At 51.1% G+C, this 18141-nt stretch carries 18 protein-coding genes; 14 read left to right on the top strand and 4 right to left on the bottom strand.

The annotated features are described in order from the left end of the window. Positions 1 to 239 (bottom strand): helix-turn-helix domain-containing protein (locus BLP55_RS15360; protein WP_139149734.1); only part of this gene is annotated, 239 nt, incomplete at its 3' end. Positions 240 to 689: 450 nt separating this feature from the next. On the opposite strand from BLP55_RS15360, the gene uvrB reads away from it, so the two are divergent. The 5 genes from uvrB to BLP55_RS15335 all read left to right on the top strand — a co-directional run bounded on the left by uvrB (position 690) and on the right by BLP55_RS15335 (position 9175). Continuing rightward, positions 690 to 2681 carry an excinuclease ABC subunit UvrB gene (gene uvrB, locus BLP55_RS15350; RefSeq protein WP_091146763.1) on the top strand — a complete coding sequence of 664 codons (1992 nt, stop codon included), beginning with the start codon at positions 690 to 692 and terminating at the stop codon, positions 2679 to 2681. Positions 2682 to 2771: 90 nt separating this feature from the next. After that, positions 2772 to 5681, top strand: a complete 2910-nt coding sequence (locus BLP55_RS15345) for a response regulator (RefSeq protein ID WP_091146760.1) — start codon at positions 2772 to 2774, stop codon at positions 5679 to 5681. A 124-nt stretch (positions 5682 to 5805) separates the two neighbouring features. Next, positions 5806 to 5967, top strand: a complete 162-nt coding sequence (locus BLP55_RS17075; RefSeq protein WP_170826889.1) for a hypothetical protein — start codon at positions 5806 to 5808, stop codon at positions 5965 to 5967. 2 nt (positions 5968 to 5969) lie between these two features. Continuing rightward, positions 5970 to 7700: a YXWGXW repeat-containing protein gene (locus BLP55_RS17070; protein ID WP_170826888.1), complete on the top strand. Its 1731-nt coding sequence runs from the start codon at positions 5970 to 5972 to the stop codon at positions 7698 to 7700. Between the two features lie 146 nt (positions 7701 to 7846). After that, positions 7847 to 9175, top strand: coding sequence for a sensor histidine kinase (locus BLP55_RS15335; RefSeq protein ID WP_091146753.1), 1329 nt, complete (start codon positions 7847 to 7849; stop codon positions 9173 to 9175). Here the strand turns inward: BLP55_RS15335 and BLP55_RS15330 are convergent, their stop codons facing one another. Then, a complete protein-coding gene (locus BLP55_RS15330; protein ID WP_091146748.1) occupies positions 9176 to 9577 on the bottom strand; it encodes an excinuclease ABC subunit B in 402 nt (133 codons plus the stop codon). Positions 9578 to 9625: 48 nt separating this feature from the next. Between BLP55_RS15330 and BLP55_RS15325 the strand changes: the two genes are divergently transcribed. The 5 genes from BLP55_RS15325 (at position 9626) to BLP55_RS15305 (ending at position 12494) form a co-directional block, all read left to right on the top strand. Beyond that, positions 9626 to 10408, top strand: coding sequence for an alpha/beta hydrolase (locus BLP55_RS15325; protein WP_091146744.1), 783 nt, complete (start codon positions 9626 to 9628; stop codon positions 10406 to 10408). Between the two features lie 67 nt (positions 10409 to 10475). Continuing rightward, positions 10476 to 10913 carry a DUF1456 family protein gene (locus BLP55_RS15320; protein WP_091146741.1) on the top strand — a complete coding sequence of 146 codons (438 nt, stop codon included), beginning with the start codon at positions 10476 to 10478 and terminating at the stop codon, positions 10911 to 10913. Next, entirely contained in the window at positions 10910 to 11365 is a 456-nt protein-coding gene (locus BLP55_RS15315) for a YciI family protein (RefSeq protein WP_091146737.1), read from the top strand. The genes BLP55_RS15320 and BLP55_RS15315 overlap by 4 nt, the downstream gene beginning before the upstream one ends. Continuing rightward, complete coding sequence (locus BLP55_RS15310) at positions 11362 to 12030, top strand: SGNH/GDSL hydrolase family protein (RefSeq protein WP_244503477.1); 669 nt, start codon at positions 11362 to 11364, stop codon at positions 12028 to 12030. Before BLP55_RS15315 ends, BLP55_RS15310 begins: the two co-directional genes overlap by 4 nt. Beyond that, positions 12030 to 12494, top strand: a complete 465-nt coding sequence (locus tag BLP55_RS15305) for an OsmC family protein (protein WP_091146733.1) — start codon at positions 12030 to 12032, stop codon at positions 12492 to 12494. Before BLP55_RS15310 ends, BLP55_RS15305 begins: the two co-directional genes overlap by 1 nt. Positions 12495 to 12544: 50 nt before the next feature. Here the strand turns inward: BLP55_RS15305 and sucC are convergent, their stop codons facing one another. Next, entirely contained in the window at positions 12545 to 13738 is a 1194-nt protein-coding gene (sucC, locus tag BLP55_RS15300) for an ADP-forming succinate--CoA ligase subunit beta (protein ID WP_091146730.1), read from the bottom strand. A 251-nt stretch (positions 13739 to 13989) separates the two neighbouring features. On the opposite strand from sucC, the gene BLP55_RS15295 reads away from it, so the two are divergent. Beyond that, a complete protein-coding gene (locus BLP55_RS15295) occupies positions 13990 to 14433 on the top strand; it encodes a hypothetical protein (RefSeq protein ID WP_091146726.1) in 444 nt (147 codons plus the stop codon). Between the two features lie 128 nt (positions 14434 to 14561). On the opposite strand, the gene BLP55_RS15290 is transcribed toward BLP55_RS15295, so the two are convergent. Further along, on the bottom strand, positions 14562 to 14939 hold the full coding sequence (locus BLP55_RS15290) for a T9SS type A sorting domain-containing protein (protein WP_170826887.1): 378 nt from the start codon (positions 14937 to 14939) through the stop codon (positions 14562 to 14564). 187 nt (positions 14940 to 15126) lie between these two features. Here BLP55_RS15290 and lysA point away from each other — a divergent pair, with 187 nt between their 5' ends. The 3 genes from lysA to BLP55_RS15275 form a co-directional block, all read left to right on the top strand. After that, positions 15127 to 16326 carry a diaminopimelate decarboxylase gene (lysA, locus tag BLP55_RS15285; protein ID WP_091146717.1) on the top strand — a complete coding sequence of 400 codons (1200 nt, stop codon included), beginning with the start codon at positions 15127 to 15129 and terminating at the stop codon, positions 16324 to 16326. An 85-nt stretch (positions 16327 to 16411) separates the two neighbouring features. Continuing rightward, the gene (locus BLP55_RS15280; protein WP_091146713.1) at positions 16412 to 17800 is read left to right on the top strand and encodes an alkaline phosphatase; all 1389 of its coding nucleotides are present in this window, start codon (positions 16412 to 16414) and stop codon (positions 17798 to 17800) included. A gap of 38 nt (positions 17801 to 17838) precedes the next feature. After that, on the top strand, positions 17839 to 18141 hold a 303-nt coding region (locus BLP55_RS15275), incomplete at its 3' end, for a helix-turn-helix domain-containing protein (RefSeq protein WP_139149733.1).

The following is an 18141-nucleotide window of genomic DNA, read 5'->3' as shown; positions in this document are numbered from 1 at the left end:
GTTAAGGATTTTTTATCGATCGCCTTGAGTACTTTTAACTTGAAATCCGCATCGTAGCTTCGATTATTTCGCGGGATAAGACCTGATGCCCCGCGACGTCTGTATAAAACAACCCACTTCCATAACTGGGATCTGTCACATTTGAATTCAGCTGCGACAGAAATGGCCGAACGGCCTTTTAAAACCTCCTCTACACAGCGAAGTTTGAAATCATAACTGTGCTTGACTTTTCTTTCCATAAATACCCTCAAATAGTGTCCAACTTTTGGGGGGCAGTTCAAAGCCGTGGCAAAATTCCTGTGGCAAAAAAAATTGCCACAGAAAATTTGCCACAGCGATAAAATTGAAGGAGATTGTCGGGTCTATTGTCACGGCGGTGGGCCGTTTTATGGTATTGAAATTTGCAGATTTTCTGTAGGAAGGGTATCGGTTTTTTTTGTATTTTCTACCCGATAGGGAAGGGGAAATAGGGTTTATCCCTAAAAAATAAAAGCGATACCCTTCCTGCGGAAAATCTGTACTTTTTGTTAAATTTTTCTGCCATTGCGTAGGGGTTTGTGTCGCGTCATTTTTCCAGACCAACGTCAGAGAAATACTTTCGACAACGCACAAAATCTTAAGACATTTTTACAAGTTCCCCTACCGCCATCAACCCATTATCGCGTATATTTGTGTACCGATCCCACGCTATGAAATTCCAAGTCATCTCTGAATACCAGCCCAAAGGCGACCAGCCGCAAGCCATCGAAAAACTCGCGCAGGGCGTTGTCGACGGCGAGCGTTTCCAAACACTGCTCGGCGTCACCGGATCGGGAAAAACATTTACCGTGGCGAACGTCGTCCAGAAAGTCGAACGCCCGACGCTCGTGCTCGCGCACAACAAAACACTGGCCGCGCAACTCTACGCCGAGTTCAAGGAATTTTTCCCGAACAATGCCGTCGAGTACTTCGTTTCGTATTACGACTACTACCAACCCGAGGCCTACATGCCCGTCACGGGGACTTACATCGAAAAGGACCTGGCCATCAACGACGAGCTCGAGAAGATGCGTCTGAGCACCACCTCTGCCCTATTGTCGGGGCGTCGCGACGTGCTCGTGGTGGCGTCGGTGTCCTGTTTGTACGGCATCGGCAACCCCGTAGAATTCCAGAAGAACGTGATCTCGCTCGAACGCGGGCAAGCCATTTCGCGCACCAAGTTGCTGCACATGCTCGTCCAGAGTTTGTACGCGCGTACCGAAGCCGAATTCACCGCGGGCACGTTCCGCATCAAGGGCGACACCGTCGAAGTGTTCCCGAGTTATGGCGACGAACCGTTCCGCATCCATTTTTTTGGCGACGAGATCGAGGAAATCGAAGCCTTCGACAGCAAGACATCGCTGGTGATCGAAAAATACACGCGGCTCAACATTTATCCGGCCAACATGTTCGTGACTTCGCCCGAGGTACTGCAAAGCGCCATTTGGGACATCCAGCAGGATTTGGTCAAACAGGTCGATTATTTCAAGTCGATCGGCAAACACCTCGAAGCCAAACGACTCGAGGAACGCACCAATTTCGACCTCGAAATGATCCGCGAACTGGGTTATTGTTCGGGTATCGAGAATTACTCGCGTTACCTCGACCGGCGCATGCCCGGGACCCGTCCGTTTTGTTTGCTCGATTACTTCCCGAAAGATTATCTGATGGTCGTCGACGAAAGCCACGTCACGGTTTCGCAGGTTTCGGCCATGTACGGCGGCGACCGTTCGCGCAAGGAGAATCTCGTCGAATATGGGTTCCGACTGCCCGCGGCCATGGACAACCGACCGCTTAAATTCGAGGAATTCGAGGCGATGCAAAACCAGGTGATTTTCGTCTCGGCTACACCCGCCGATTATGAATTGGAAAAATCGGATGGCATCTATGTCGAGCAAATCATCCGTCCGACGGGACTTGTGGATCCGGTCATCGAAATCCGTCCGAGCCTGAACCAGATCGACGATTTGATCGACGAAATCCAGCAACGCGCCGAAGTCGACGAACGTGTCCTGGTGACGACGCTCACCAAACGCATGGCCGAAGAACTCGCCAAATATTTAACGAAAGTCGCGATCCGTTGTCGCTACATCCATTCCGAAGTCGATACGCTCGAACGCATCGAAATCATGCAGGATTTGCGCAAGGGGATTTTCGACGTGCTCATAGGCGTGAACCTGTTGCGCGAAGGGCTCGATTTGCCCGAAGTGTCGCTTGTGGCCATATTGGATGCCGACAAGGAAGGCTTTTTGCGCAGTACGCGATCGCTGACGCAAACCATCGGACGCGCGGCGCGTAACCTCAACGGCAAGGCGATCATGTATGCCGACAAGATCACGGCCAGCATGCAGCGTACCATCGACGAGACCAATTACAGGCGTGAGAAACAGCTCAGGTTCAACGCCGAGAACAATGTGGTGCCGCAGGCGCTCAACAAAAAAATCGACAATGTCTTTACGCGTTACAAGCTGGTCGACGAAGAATTGAGCCTGCTCGAGAAAAAGGCATCGGCAGAACCCGACACCACCTACATGAGCAAGACCGACATCGACAAGATCATCCGAGACAAACGCAAGGCGATGGAAAAGGCGGCCAAGGAACTCGACTTTATGCAAGCCGCCAAGTTGCGCGACGAGATCAAGGTGTTGCAGGAAAAAATATAATCGTTGTAACTTGTTGATGTTACAATCTTTATAGCGATTTTTCTTCGTTATCCGCAAAAATAGCTTTACTTTTAACAAAAGCCTTGCGGTATGAAAAAAATAATACCCCTACTCCTTTTTTTGATTTCTTCGGGAGTATACGCCCAGTTTGAACGGCAGATCGATTCGCTCCAAAAAGCAGTAAAGACCGAGAAAGACCCGTATTACAAGGCCAACGCGCTATTGGAACTTGCGCTTATCTACCTCGATAGCGATCCCGAAAAAGCGCAACCTTTACTCGACGAACTCAAGGCGTTGGGCATCGCACGCAAAACACACAAAGAACTCGCCTTTGCGTATTTGTACGAAGGCCATCTGAAAACCCGATTGGGAAAAATGGACGAGGCGGTGGTGTCTTACCAGAAGAGCATCGAAGAAGCGGCGCTGCTCAAAGACCCTTACACGTATTTGATCGGAAAAAGCAACCTGGCCCAGACTTATATGGATACCGGTAAGGAAGACCAAGCCGAGACACTACTGCTGGCCGTCGAAGCCCAATACAAGCGTGCGCCTAAGACCTTTGGCTTGGAAGGTATCTATTTTTTGCTAGGCGTCATCTACAAAGAAAAGGGCCATTTGAATACCGCACTAAAATACCTGCATAAGACCGATGCGATGATCAAGAAATCCGATTTGGACGGGGTTTTTATGCGGATCGGCGTTTTTACCGAAATCGCGACAATCTACAAAGATCTTGGAAACCAAACCAAGGCGTTGGAGTCTATCAACAAGGCACTGGAACTCCAACAACAGGATACCTCGCAAATGGGCCCACTGATGGAAATCCTGGTTGTGAAAGGCGAAATCCTGCTCGCGTTCGACGAACACGAAAAGGCACGTCCCTTATTCGAACAGGTGTTCAATCATGCACAAACCAGCAAGCAGAAACAACTTTTGGACCGTGCGGCCATCGGGCTCGGCGATGTCTGGCAACGCAAGGGCGACTACAAAAAATCGGAGCATTATCTGGACATCGCCAAGGTCATTTCGCTCGAGAACAATACCGACTATTTTCTGACGCACATCTATACGTTGTCTGCCCGAAACCACATCAGGACCAAAAACCCCAAGCGGTACCACGAATTCGTGACGCTTGCCGAGCAAATGCTTGCGAATGAAAAGGAAAGCCAAGCGTATTTGGAATTGATTAAAACGAAGATCGAATTCGCCAAGGCCAACAACCAGTTAGACCAGGCGCTCAAATTGACACAACAGCGCGACGAGCTCCAACAAAAATTGGATCAAAAAGCCGACGCAATGCATTTTGAGGATTTCGAGACCAAATACCAATCCGAAAAAAAGGCGCAACAAATCAAGTTGCTTTCGGTGCAGAAACAGTTGGCCGAAAAACAAAAGAACACCCAGCTGGTGGTTTTTAGCACGCTGTTGTTGTTGCTGGTCCTGGGCGGGTATTTGATTTATGCCTCGTACAAAAACCGCCTCCGCACCGCCGAAAAACTGCGTGAGATCAACGACATGAAGTCGCGCTTTTTTGCCAACATCTCGCACGAATTCCGGACACCGCTCACGCTCATCAAAAGTCCGTTGCAAACCTTGCGTGCTTCTAAAATGGACGATACGCAAAACCGGCAACTGTCGCTCATCGACAAAAATGCCGACCGTATGCTCGAATTGGTCAACCAGCTGCTCGAATTGTCGAAAATCGACGGTGGCCATTTCAAGCTGATCCTCAAGGAAGGCCAACTCGACGAATTCCTCAGCGCCATGATCGAACCGTTTGCGTTCCAGGCCAGCGAAACCGGTACGCCGCTGATCACCAACATCGAGAAAACCACCACGACCTATTATTTCGACAAAGACATCATCGAAAAAATCGCGTCCAACCTGCTTTCGAACGCGTTCAAGTATGCGCCACCCCAACAACCGATCTATTTTTCGGCGACGGTAACGCAAAACCAGCTGGAGTTGCGCGTGGCCAATGCAGGCACGGATCTCAAAAAAGAGGACTTGCCCAAATTGTTCGAGCGTTTTTACCAGAAGAACGAATCGGCCAACAGCTCGGGCATCGGCTTGGCGCTCGTGAAAGAATTGGTCGACTTGTACAAAGGTTCGATCGAAGCCGGGATCGACGGGCAAATGCTTCGGTTTTTGGTTCGGCTTCCGCTCGATGCCAGCCATCCGAACGCGCTACCCCAACCACAGACCGAGGCGCCCATCGAAGTTCCTGTTGCCGATGTAACGCAGGACTTGCCTATCTTGTTGTTGGTGGACGACAATGCCGAAATCCGCCAGGTGTTGCGCGCGCTTTTCGAACCGGACTACCAGATCGTCGAAGCCGCCAACGGGCAGGAGGCACTCAAGGTCGCCCAAAAAGAAATCCCCGATTGTATCGTTTCGGACATCATGATGCCCAAAATGGACGGGCTGGCGTTCACCCACGCGCTCAAGACCAACGAACTCACGTCGTTTATCCCACTCGTGCTACTGACGGCCAAAACCTCGGACGAAACGCACCTGCAAGCGTTGCAGAACACGGCCGATGCGTTCCTGACCAAGCCGTTCAACCACGACATCCTCAAGGCGACGGTGGCGCAATTGATCGCCGAGCGCCGCAAATTGCAACAACGCTACAGCCAGGAACTGGTGCTCAAGCCGATGGATGTGGTGATCAATACCGTCGACGAGAGGTTTTTGGATAAATTGCAGCAGGTGATCGCGACCGAACTCGCCAACGCCGATTTCTCTACCGACGACTTCGCCAAATCGGTGGGCATGAGCCGGATGCAACTGCACCGCAAACTCAAGACGTTGCTTGGTGTTTCGGCCACGGAATTCCTGCGCAACGAGAGGCTCAAAGTCGCCGCCGGACTGTTGCGGAGCAAAAACGCCAACGTATCGGAAATTGCGTATGCGGTGGGATTCAATGACCTTTCCTACTTCTCGAAGTGCTTCAAGGAGCACTTCAAGACCACGCCAACCGACTACGCGAACAACGGCTAACCTGGCCGTTCCCCTTTATTTATAAGGCTTGTAACGTCTGGTTACATTTTTCATAAGGTCTGTTACAATAGTCACAGCCCCTCGGATTGGCATGCGGTAACTTTACGGTACAAAATTCAGTACGGTGACGCCCAAGAAAAAATCCACGCCATTACACGCACAGGTCGCACAATTTCCCGACAAGAAAATCTACCTCAACGTGGGCCATCTGGACAAAGGGCAATACGAACTTAATATTGTGTACAAGAACAAACTGATTGTCAAAACCACTTTCAAAAAACCATGAACATGCAATCCTTTACTGTTAAAAGCATTCTGTTGCTTTTGTTTCCGATTTTTTCGTTGGCGCAAGTAGGCGTCAATACGACCACGCCGCAAGGGGCTATCGACGTGACTTCTACCAACAATGGTATATTGGTTCCGCGCGTCGCGCTTTCATCGACTGCCGATGTCACCACTGTTGTCAATCCGCAGGGCGGGGCGTTGGCCATTTCAACCTTGGTGTACAATACCACGGCATCTGGCACGGCACCCGATACCGTCGTTCCGGGATTTTATTATTGGGATGGTACGCGCTGGGTGCCAATCAGCGGTACGCGCGACTGGTCGCTCAATGGCAATTCGGCCATCACGACACCGGCAACACCGGCAACATATGGTACATCTACGATAGGCAACACCGAAAATTTTATCGGCACAACCGACGCGCAAGACGTGACCTTCGCTACCGATAACATCGAACGCATGCGTATTGCGAATGGTTCGGGCAACGTGGGCATTGGGACGGCGAGCCCTACCTATAAATTTCAGGTCACCGACCCTACCATTTTGGCAACGGCAAGCTATGCCGAAAATACTTATGCGGGTAATTTTGACGGAACGGGCATCAGAGGCGTCTCGGTCAATGCGCCGGGTTATGGCATCGGTGGTAGTTTTAGCGGCGGCTACCGCGGCGCCTTGGTGACCAACCCCGCGACAAATTACAACGGAACTACGGTTGGGCTCCTGGCGACCTCGACGGGGACAACTGGCGTGGGTACGCGTGTCGGAGGCCAGTTCTCTGCCTCAGGCGGATTGAACAACTACGGGATTATTGTTCCGCCCGCGGGCGGACAAGTCGGGATCGGAACCTCAAATCCCACCAACAAACTGCATGTCGCGGACAATGTGGCTGGCAACACGACGCTAAGATCAGAAAACACCTATGTCGGGAATACCGACGGAATAGGGGTCTTGGGAAGGTCTGAAAACAACCCCGGATACGGCATTGGCGGACGTTTCAATGGAGGCTACGCGGGGATAGAAGCAGGATCCGGAAACAACTACAGCGGTACGACCTACGGTGTACTGGCAACGGCATCAGGAAATGCAGGAACGCGCTACGCCGTGTATGGTGTCGCATCGGGAGTCGGGACCGGTACGCGCGTAGGTGGATATTTTAATGCTTATGGCGGGACGACCAACCGCGCCATAGAGGCCGTGGGGACGGTTCGTATCAACGACGGCACACAAGGCGCCGGAAAGGTATTCACCTCGGACGCTGCAGGTAATGGCAGTTGGCAAAGTTCGGCGATAGACAATGTTGTGGGTGTGCTCGGCGGGGCGGGGGCATCGATTCCCTATAATCTGGCCAACTATGTTCAAACAGGGTCATACATCGTCTTACCGCCAGGAAAATTTGCGGTTAATGTGACCATGCTTTTGTCTAAGGCTTCGTTAACCTATTCGCCCAACAACTCATTTTTTTGGGTGCGAAGCACGTTCTCCAATTCTGGAGGCCTCAACCCTCTACCTTCTCCGGACATCATAGGGTCAAACCTCTGCAGCGGAAATTATCCCGGTTCCAGCATATACGCATTGCTTACAGGAACCATAATCATTCACAACACCACAGCTGCAAACCGAATCTATTATTATGTTGCGGGTAGCGTCGTTACCAACAATACCACCCAAACGATAACCAATTTTGGTGGCACCTACTGGGCAGAAAACAACATCATCGCCTACAGGCTCAATTGATCGCGGCTTGATTCGAAATCGGGAAGCCCATACGTGTTAAAATTACGGCAGAATCGACCAAATACGCTATTCTCCCGATACATAACGCCTTTTTGCTATTTCGTTTTTGTACGAAAAGAGGTATTTTTATACCCAGCAAATTGCGTATGAAACAGTATCTGATTTTAGTGTTGTTTTTGGTTGTCGGTATCGCCCACGGGCAAACCGATGCCCATCTTTCGATTGCCGAAGCCGAACAGCAATACCGCGAGGCCAAGGTCAATGAAGACCCGCCGACGGTAGCCTGGATGGCAACGCAGGCCGGCGAATTGCACCTACAGTCAAAGAACTTCAAACGCGCCCACGACTATTTTTTGGTCGCCAAGGAGATCTATCAAAAGAAAAAAGACTCGGTCCAATTGGGCAAAGTAAGTTGCTTGCTCGCGCAGCACTATTTGGAAACCGGAAACGTCAAACGCTACAGGGACTATGTCACGTTGGCCGAACAACTGATGGGCAAGAAAAAGCACCTGCCCGAATACCTACTGTTGCTCGACACGCAAATCGCATACTACCAATCGCGTGGCAAGGCCAAGCAAGTACAATACCTCAGCGACCTTAAGGCGGGTTTACAGCAACCTGCCGCCCCAACGTCGGCGGTCGCGGCCAAACCTGCAGCGCCAATTTCGGTTACCACGGCAAAGGCGCCCGAAACCGCATCGGCTGAAGAATCCGAGCTACCGGTTGTTGCGACTTCTACCATCAACCTCGATCAACTGGCCATGATTTTGGCCATCGCGATCGCGGCCATCAGTTTTATCGGGCTGATTTACTTCTCGTACCGGGACCGCCGCCGAAGCATCGAACAGGCCAAAAACCTTGAAACCATGCAGGCCCGTATGATCGAAAACCTGTCGCGCGCCGTAGACAGCATCGAATCGGGGCGTGAATTGTCGAGTCTTTCCAAACAATTGGCCGATATTTCGCTGGTCAAGACGGGACAAAAAAGGGCCGATTTTGAATTGGAACCCATAGGTCCGTTTGTGCAATCGGTAGTGGCGTCGTTCTTGGCGCGTGCCGAGCAAACCAAGCGCAACGTGGTGTCGAATCTCGAACAATCGCGCGTCAAGCAGTTGCTCGACAAAAAAACGGTACAAACCATTTTCGATTTAATCGGTACCGAGGCATTGGCCCAGACGCCAGCCGACGGGAAAATTTACTTGTCGGCCACGGTAGAAAAGTCAAAGCTTCGTTTCAGGGTGAGCTATCCGCACGAACCTTTGGACAAAGAAGTCCTCGATAAATTGTTCGAGAATCTGGAAGACACGCAAGCGCAACGTCGCAATCCGGTGGGGTTTGCCCTGCTGGGCACCTTGGTCGATTGGTACGGCGGCGCGGTAGACGCTTCGCACGATGGGCAGTTGCTCAAGATTTCGGTAGAATTGCCGCTCTCGGAACCCAAACGCAAGACGCGTCAAATGGCGGCGCTGTGGTAATCAGTTGAGCTGTTCGCGAAAAACACTGTAAAGCATATCGGGATCGATCACGGCGTTGGGCGCTTCTTCCATCGCCTTTAAGATGCGTTTGGTGGCCGCGGGATTAAGCCCCATGTTGATGCCGATTTGACGGATGGCGGCCTGTTCGCGTTCGTGCAGCACCCCATCGATGTGCATCAGCAACGCCAACCGGTAAAATTGCTGAATGCGGCGCGGCTCCGATTTGATCACGCCCGCGGGCAATTCGCTGTGGAACAACGCGTCGAACTCGCCCTTTTCTATTTGCAACTCCTGCGCCACGATCGAAAGGAATTCGTACTCGCGCTCGTGCAAACGACCGTCTACGACCGAGAACGCAATCATTTCGGCGAGCAACAATAACTTTTCCTTGTGCGTGTCCATCTAATCGTTATTTTTAGCTAAAATATCGCTTTTAGCCAAAACTACAAAATGAGACTCTTGCTTCCGTTACTTTTGATGCATACGGTTTTTGCGTTTGCGCAATCTGTATCCAAACAAGTCAGTACCTTTACGATCGAGGCGCCGCAGCTGCATACGCAAAAGAAAATCTGGCTGTACCTGCCTAAAGACTACGCCACGTCGTCGAGGAAATACCCGGTGCTGTACATGCACGACGCGCAAAACCTGTTCGACGCCAAGACCTCGTATGTGGGCGAATGGAACGTCGATGAAACGCTCGACAGCCTTTCGGCGCAAGTGATCGTCGTGGGCATCGAGCACGGCAACGACAAACGCATCGACGAACTTACCCCTTATAAACACGAGAAATATGGCGGCGGGAATGCCGATGCGTACCTGGATTTTATCGTCGCGACACTCAAGCCTAAAATCGACCAAAAATACCGCACCAAAACCGACGCGAAGAATACCCTCATCATGGGCAGTTCATTGGGCGGACTGGTGTCGTTCTATGCAGTGCTGAAATACCCGAAAGTGTTCGGAAAAGCGGGGATCTTTTCGCCTTCGTTTTGGTTTACGAAAGATATTTTCGATTTGGCCGAACGCGCGCCCAAGATCAAAACCAAACTCTACTTTTTGTGCGGCGATAACGAGGACGACAAAATGGTTCCCGACATGAAACGCATGGAAGCCATCGTCGCACCAAAAAACGGCGGTCGCAAAACCAAACTTACGGTGATCGAAGGCGGCAAACACAACGAAGAATTGTGGCGTAAAAACTTCGCAAATGCGTACCTTTGGCTTATTAATTAATTATTTTTTATTGCTAATCTCTATTCGTATGCCATAAAAAATAACAATAAACAATAGAAAATAAACCATGAACAACAACGATATTTTCAAGAAACTGCGCGTCGCCTTACAACTGCGCGACGACCAAATCGTCGACATCCTCGAGTTGGTCGATTTCAGGATCTCGAAGGGCGAAATCGGCAACTTTTTCCGCAACCCCGACCATCCGAAGTTTGTCGAGTGTGGCGACCAGGTTTTGCGCAACTTCCTCAACGGATTGGTGATCCATTTGCGCGGAACCAAGGAAAGCCCAAAGAATGCCATGGACAGCATCGCCCAGAACAAGGCGCAGGTCAAATCGGCCGAAAAGCAGCGGTTCCCGAAAAGCATCGGAACCAAGACGGGCGCATCGGGCACCAAACCCAAGCCCGCGGCCCACAAGCCCACCGCTAAAAAACCGACGACCAAAAAGCCCGAAATCGTCGAGAACGTCAAATTCAAAAACGGAAAAAACAAAAAGTCATGAAACGAATCGCTATCTGCGCGCTGCTGTTGCTCGCGACAATGGCCTCGGCGCAAACCGACAATCCCAAGTACGATAAGGCTTTGGCCGAATCGCTTGGCAGCGACGACTACGGCATGAAAAGTTATGTGCTGGCCATCCTAAAGACCGGAACCAATACGACGGCCGACAAAGAAACCACGTCGCGTTTGTTTCGCGGACACATGGACAACATGGGCAAATTGGTGGACGAGGGAAAACTCATTGTGGCCGGGCCGCTCGGCAAAAACGACAAAGCCTACCGCGGGATTTTTATCCTGAACGCCAAAACCGTCGAAGAAGCAGCCGCGTGGGTCGCTACCGATCCCGCCGTACAAGGCAAACTCCTTGATGTGGAACTCTATCCTTGGTATGGGTCGGCGGCCTTGCCCGAGTACATGAAGGCGCACGAGAAAATCGAACGCAAAAAGCCGTGAAAACCAAGTTGCTGATGCTCGTGCTACTCACCGCCAACGGCTTTGCACAGGACTGGGCCAACAAAGCCAAGTATGCAGCCGACAACGCGCGTTTGGCCAACACCGATGCTACAAACCGTATCGTGCTCATGGGTGATTCGATCACCGAATTCTGGACCAAGCGCGATCCCGATTTTTTTGAAGACAAACCGTACCTCATCAACCGCGGCATAGGTGGGCAAACGACCCCGCAAATGCTCGAGCGCTTTCAACAGGATGTGATTGCACTCAAACCGAAAGTAGTCGTGATCCTGGCGGGCACGAACGATATCGCGGGCAATACAGGCCCGATTTCGCTCGACGACATCATGGGCAACCTCTCAAAAATGGCGCAATTGGCCCAAAAAAACCAAATCAAAGTGGTAATGTGTGCGTTGCTTCCCGCGGCGGCCTACGGCTGGAATCCTGACGTAGACCCCATCGAAAAAATCGTCGCGCTCAACAAAATGATCAAGGCCTACGCCGATGCGAACGGTACCGGCTATGTCGATTATTACTCGGCTATGGTCGACGAAAACAACGGACTTTTGAAAGCGTTCTCGGGCGACGGCGTACACCCGAACAAAAAAGGATACAAAGCGATGGCGCCCTTGCTCGAAGCAGCCATTCTAAAAATACCGGACTGATGCACCACTACAAGCTTCACATGCAATGGACGGGAAACCTGGGGACCGGAACATCGGCCTACCGCGCCTACAGCCGCAACCATACCATCACCTTTGCCGACAAACCCGAAATGATGGTCTCGGCCGACCCAACTTTTCGCGGCGATCCCACGCGGTATAATCCCGAAGAATTGCTGCTCGCGGCGCTTTCGGGGTGCCACATGATGAGCTTTTTACACGTTTGCGTCAATGCGGGCATTGTGGTCACCGCTTATGAAGACCACGCCGACGGGACGATGGTCCTGAATTCCGACGGCAGCGGCCATTTCACCGAAGTTACCTTACGACCTATCGTGACCGTAGCCGAGCGATCGATGCTCGAAAAACTGAACGACTGCCACCACCGCGCCAACCAATTGTGTTTTATCGCCAACTCGGTGAACTTTCCCGTAAAACACGCCGCGACGGGCAAGGTTACCCCATAAAAAAATCCCGACCTTTCGACCGGGATTTGTTACTGTCATTTTCGGCTTGATCAGCTCAACGCCACTTTTACTTGGTCGGCGGCTTCCTGGAACAACGTGGCCGACAAAATCGGCATGCCCGAATTGTCGATCATTTCCTTGGCCAACTCGGCATTGGTTCCTTGCAAACGTACGATAATCGGCACCTTGATCGAGTCGCCCATGTTCTTGTAGGCATCGATGACACCCTGCGCCACGCGGTCGCAACGCACGATTCCACCAAAGATGTTGATCAAAATGGCACGGACGTTCGGGTCTTTCAAGATGATACGGAACGCGGTCTCGACACGCTTGGCGTCGGCTGTACCCCCTACGTCGAGGAAGTTTGCCGGTTCGTAGCCAGCGTATTTGATCAAATCCATGGTTGCCATCGCCAATCCTGCACCGTTGACCATACAGCCTACGGTTCCGTCAAGATCGACATAGTTGAGCCCTGCCGCCTTGGCTTCGACCTCGATGGCATTCTCCTCGCGGATGTCGCGCATCTCGGCATATTTCGGGTGACGGTACAACGCGTTGTCGTCGAGGTTTACTTTGGCATCGACCGCGATGATTTTGTTGTCGGATGTTTTCAAAACCGGGTTGATCTCGAACATGGTCGCGTCGCAGCCGATGTAGGCATTGTACAAAGCCGGTACAAACTGCGTCATTTCTTTAAACGCGGCGCCCGACAAGCCCAGGTTGAACGCAATCCTCCTGACCTGGAAGCCTTGCAAACCTACTGCGGGATCGATTTCTTCGGTAAAGATCAGGTGTGGTGTTTTTTCGGCCACCTCTTCGATGTCCATACCGCCTTCGGTCGAATACATGATCATGTTGCGTCCTTTGCCGCGGTTGAGCAGCACCGACATATAGAATTCTTCGGTTTGGCTTTCGCCCGGATAATACACGTCTTCGGCAATCAATACTTTGTGTACTTTTTTGCCTTCTGGCGGAGTTTGCGGCGTGATGAGCTGCATGCCGATGATTTGCTCGGCGAGCTCCTCTACCTGCTGCAAGTTCTTGGCGAGCTTGACACCGCCGCCTTTGCCGCGACCGCCTGCATGCACTTGCGCCTTGATGACGTGCCATCCGGTTCCGGTTTCGGCCGTGAGTTGCTTGGCCATCGCAACGGCTTCCTGTGCGTTGTTGGCAACGTGTCCGCGTTGCACTTTCACGCCATAGCTCGACAAAATCTCTTTTCCTTGGTATTCGTGTATATCCATTGTTGAAGTATTTGACTTTTAAAAGTGCAACAAAAATAACAATTCGGATTGAAAGCGTGAAACGATTTGCCGTTTTATTTAAGCCCTCGCGTACCTGTTTCAGGATTGATGCCGCCGCTTCAGTAGGATGTCCTTCGGTACTTTTTAACACGACTTTCACCGCGGGTGCAAGCAACCAATCACAAGGTGGCGCATCCTGTTTTTAGTTTACCGCGTTTGGTGAACCTTTCAATCAATCAAAAAAAAAAGCTATGAAAAAACTGTACGTATTGGCCCTCGCACTGATGGCCTTTGGATGCCAGGACGACGATGCGATTTACATCCCGTCCTATACCCCAACAACACAACCGTTTGACGGCGCATGGCAACTGCGCAACGTGAGCGGCGGAATTGCAGGGACCTATGACGATTTCGAACCGGGCGAGATCACCTGGACTTTTGACGATGAAACCCAGACCGTGACCGTGTTCAACAACAACCCCGATACAGGCGAAGTCGATTTCTTTGATTCGGGCGTTTACGACTATGAAATCGTCATCAATCCGGCAACGCCTGAAATTTGTGGTTTCAACCTTTCGATCGACGGAACCAATCTGGGGTGTTTTACCGTAACCGACGACGAATTTAAGCTGAGCATGGTAGAAACCGACGGGCACGAACTCACGCTCAAACGTCCCGCGGCAGGCCCGTTCTAAGGGATTAAAGATACATGTGTTTGTTTTATTGTGGGCGCATTTCCGGGCAGGCCGAACTCCAAAATAGGCTTGATCGCTGGAGGTGCGCCTTTTTTTAAATCGACGCAAAAGGCCACAAAAAAAGGAGCCTAGCTCCTCATCCATTTCTTGCGGTACACCTTGGGCCCCGACATCACTTCGATGAAATACAGTTCCTTACGCAAACCCGACACATCGACCATGTAGGTGTTTTCGCGCGAATTCCCCGTGGTGAATACTTTTTGCCCAGACTGGTTGTAGATGACGATCGACTTCTTGTCTGTGCGTTTGCCCTCGACCGATATCAGGATGTGGTCGTTGGCATGGTTCGGATACACGGTAACGCCGTCCTTGTCGCCGCCCATCAAGTCAAGTCCTATGGGCGCCTGGGTATCGGTGGCGGCAATATCACGGTTGGCAAAACGCGATGCTTTTTGCGCATGGGCGGCCACTGAAAAAAGAAAAAGAATAACGGCAATTTTTCTCATGTCGTCGTTTGTACAATGCAAATAAACGATAAAAAATGTATTTCGTCGATAAAATTTGAATTTTAACATTCTACCCGTCGCGAAAAAGCCGTTTTCTGCCGGTACGAAATCGATGTAACGGATTTTCTGCCGCATTTCTTTGCAATAGCCGCCACGGAGTAATAGCTTTGCACAAAACAACAACACCATGCAACACCTACCGCTTCTTGAGCTCGCGCGCGAGTTCGACGCCCCGCTTTACGTTTACAACGCCCAAACGATCGAATCGCAATACAAACGATTGACCAATGCGTTCTCGAAGGTAAACAGCCTCAAGATCAACTATGCGGTAAAGGCGCTGAGCAATGTGGCGATTTTACAGTTGTTCGAAAAGCTTGGGAGCGGGCTCGACACCGTATCGATCCAGGAAGTGCAACTGGGTTTGCACGCGGGTTTTTCGCCAGACCGCATCATCTATACGCCGAACGGCGTTTCGTTTGAAGAACTGGAACAAGCCGCGCAACTCGGTGTGCAAATCAATATCGACAACCTTTCGGTACTTGAGCATTTTGGGCAGGTGCATCCGAAAGTTCCAGTGTGCATCCGCATCAACCCGCATGTGATGGCGGGCGGTAACACCAATATTTCGGTGGGTCATATCGACTCGAAGTTCGGGATTTCGATCCATCAATTGCCGCACATTTTGCGTATCGTAGAGAACACGGGCATGCACATCAACGGCATCCACATGCATACCGGCTCGGACATTCTTGACATCGAGGTGTTCCTGTATGCGGCCGAAATCCTGTTCGATACGGCCAAACATTTCAAGGAACTCGACTTTCTGGATTTTGGCTCTGGCTTCAAGGTGCCCTACAAAAAAGACGACATCGAAACCAATGTAGAGGAACTCGGCAAAAAATTGTCCAAAAGATTCAACGAATTCCAGAAAGAATACGGCCGCGACCTCACGCTCGCCTTTGAACCGGGCAAATTTCTGGTGAGCGAAGCCGGATTTTTCCTGGCCAAAGTAAACGTCGTTAAACAAACCACTTCTACCGTTTTTGCGGGTATCGACAGCGGATTCAACCATTTGATACGTCCAATGTTCTACGGGTCGCAACACCACATTGAAAACCTTTCGCATCCCAAAGGGAAAGAGCGTTTCTACACCATCGTCGGCTACATTTGCGAGACCGATACGTTCGCGAGCAACCGCCGCATCGCCGAGATCAAGGAAGGCGATATTTTGTGTTTCCACAACGCGGGCGCTTATTGCTTTTCGATGTCGAGCAACTACAATTCGCGGTTCAAGCCGGCCGAGGTTTTGTGGAAGGACGGCAAAGGCATACTCATTCGCCAACGTGAGACTTTCGACGATTTGTTGCGCAACCAAATCCTGCTTTAATTTTGGCTGTTGCCGTTGTAAAATAATACTCCGTTAACAATACGGGCGGGGTAACTTGTCTATCTTTGAGGCAAGTTTTTTTATCATGAACAGACGATTATTTTTCAAGAACGGATCGGTCGCGGCGGTCGGCACAGCGTTGCTCAGCCCGTTCGACCTGTTGGCCAAAACCCCCAACGTCGACCTTTCGGGGAAAGGCAAAAAAGCCAAGAACATCATTTTTCTCGTCAGCGACGGCATGAGTACCGGTACGCTCAACATGGCCGATTTGTACCTGAACCGCAAGTTCGGCACAGGTTCACAGTGGATGCAGCTCTACAAAGACAACCGCGTGTCACGCGCGCTCATGGACACGGCTTCGGCCAGTTCGATTGTCACCGATTCTTCGGCGGGCAGTTCGTCTTGGGGCGGCGGCGTACGTGTCCCGAATGGTTCCTTGAACGTGGGCGCGAATGGCGAACAATACTTGCCCATTCTACAAAAATTCAAAAAGTCTGGAAAAATGGTGGGCTGTGTCACGACGGTACCCATTACGCACGCCACGCCGGCGGGTTTTTGCGTCAACAGCAAAAGCCGCAACAGCCAGGAAGACATTGCCGAACAATACCTTGGGTTGCGTTTCGACGTGATGATGGGCGGCGGCGACAAATACTTCGCGGCCAACAAACGCAAGGACAAAAAAGACCTCTACGCCGATTTCCGCTCCCAAGGTTTTCAGGTGGCCCAAACACGCGCTCAAATGTTGGCGACCCACAACGACAAACCGATCCTGGGTGTTTTTGGCGACGATGCCCTGCCCTACTACATTGACCGCAACAACGACGTAAATCTTAAGAGCAGCGTTCCTTCGCTGGCCGAAATGGCGCAAAAAGCCATCGACCACATGAAAGACCACCCGAAAGGGTTTGTGATGCAAATCGAAAGCGGCAAGGTCGATTGGGCCGCGCATGCAAACGACATCGCAGGGCTTATCCACGACCAAATCGAATTCGACGAAGCGATCAAAGTGGCCATCGACTTTGCCGAAAAAGACCAGAACACGCTCGTGATCATCACCACCGACCATGGCAACGCCAATCCGGGCGTGATTTACGGCAAGGACGCCAACAAAAACTTCGATTCGATCCAACACTATACGCAAACCAACGAGGTGTTGCTCAACAGCATTCATCCGGGCGATTCGGTGGCACGTGTCAAGGAACTCATCGCGGACGGCAACGGTACGACCATCTCCGACGACGATGCCAAGACGGTACTCTCCTACTACGAAGGCGGCCTACAAAAAGAAGAAGGTGGGCTCTACAACTACAAAAAACTGCCGTTCAAGGCGTTTTCGGAAATGCAGAAAAAAACAAACTCCGTGGGTTGGATTTCGATGGACCACTCCGCCGACTATGTCGAACTTGCGGCGTTCGGGCCGGGTAGTGCGTTGTTGAAGCCTTTTGTGAAGAATACGGATTGGACAATTCAATAACTTAATGCAACAAGTCTAATCCTTAGATTTGCTGCCTTATGGACAAAAAAAGAACACGCCTCAAACTCGAAGAAAGAGTCATCATACAAACTTTACTTGCCGAAAAAAGATCGATTTCATACATCGCCGATAGGCTCGAAAGGAACAGATCGTCGATCCATCGGGAGGTCAAAAAATGGGTCGTAAATCCCAAAGACAAATATGATGCGAAACTCGCCCAGTTCTGCGCCGATGATGAGTACAAGAATAAGCGCAATCTCGACAAGATAAATACATACAAAAAGCTAAAGGATTTCGTCTACTCAAGGCTCGAACAAAACCACTCGCCGGAACAGATTTCC

This window comes from Flavobacterium caeni, assembly GCF_900101895.1.
Classification (GTDB): Bacteria; Bacteroidota; Bacteroidia; order Flavobacteriales; family Flavobacteriaceae; genus Flavobacterium; species Flavobacterium caeni.
The sequence above is the reverse complement of the archived record's forward strand: the minus strand, read 5'-3'. Positions and strand labels throughout refer to the sequence as shown.

What these genes read in the sequence shown, in the direction of transcription:
- BLP55_RS15315 (WP_091146737.1), top strand. Translation starts at nt 10,910, where the DNA reads ATGAAACGAATCGCTATCTGCGCGCTGCTGTTGCTCGCGACAATGGCC.
- BLP55_RS15280 (WP_091146713.1), top strand. Translation starts at nt 16,412, where the DNA reads ATGAACAGACGATTATTTTTCAAGAACGGATCGGTCGCGGCGGTCGGC.
- BLP55_RS15330 (WP_091146748.1), bottom strand. Translation starts at nt 9,577, where the DNA reads ATGGACACGCACAAGGAAAAGTTATTGTTGCTCGCCGAAATGATTGCG.
- BLP55_RS15290 (WP_170826887.1), bottom strand. Translation starts at nt 14,939, where the DNA reads ATGAGAAAAATTGCCGTTATTCTTTTTCTTTTTTCAGTGGCCGCCCAT.
- BLP55_RS15295 (WP_091146726.1), top strand. Translation starts at nt 13,990, where the DNA reads ATGAAAAAACTGTACGTATTGGCCCTCGCACTGATGGCCTTTGGATGC.
- BLP55_RS15305 (WP_091146733.1), top strand. Translation starts at nt 12,030, where the DNA reads ATGCACCACTACAAGCTTCACATGCAATGGACGGGAAACCTGGGGACC.
- BLP55_RS17070 (WP_170826888.1), top strand. Translation starts at nt 5,970, where the DNA reads ATGCAATCCTTTACTGTTAAAAGCATTCTGTTGCTTTTGTTTCCGATT.
- sucC (WP_091146730.1), bottom strand. Translation starts at nt 13,738, where the DNA reads ATGGATATACACGAATACCAAGGAAAAGAGATTTTGTCGAGCTATGGC.
- uvrB (WP_091146763.1), top strand. Translation starts at nt 690, where the DNA reads ATGAAATTCCAAGTCATCTCTGAATACCAGCCCAAAGGCGACCAGCCG.
- lysA (WP_091146717.1), top strand. Translation starts at nt 15,127, where the DNA reads ATGCAACACCTACCGCTTCTTGAGCTCGCGCGCGAGTTCGACGCCCCG.
- BLP55_RS15335 (WP_091146753.1), top strand. Translation starts at nt 7,847, where the DNA reads ATGAAACAGTATCTGATTTTAGTGTTGTTTTTGGTTGTCGGTATCGCC.
- BLP55_RS15325 (WP_091146744.1), top strand. Translation starts at nt 9,626, where the DNA reads ATGAGACTCTTGCTTCCGTTACTTTTGATGCATACGGTTTTTGCGTTT.
- BLP55_RS15320 (WP_091146741.1), top strand. Translation starts at nt 10,476, where the DNA reads ATGAACAACAACGATATTTTCAAGAAACTGCGCGTCGCCTTACAACTG.
- BLP55_RS15345 (WP_091146760.1), top strand. Translation starts at nt 2,772, where the DNA reads ATGAAAAAAATAATACCCCTACTCCTTTTTTTGATTTCTTCGGGAGTA.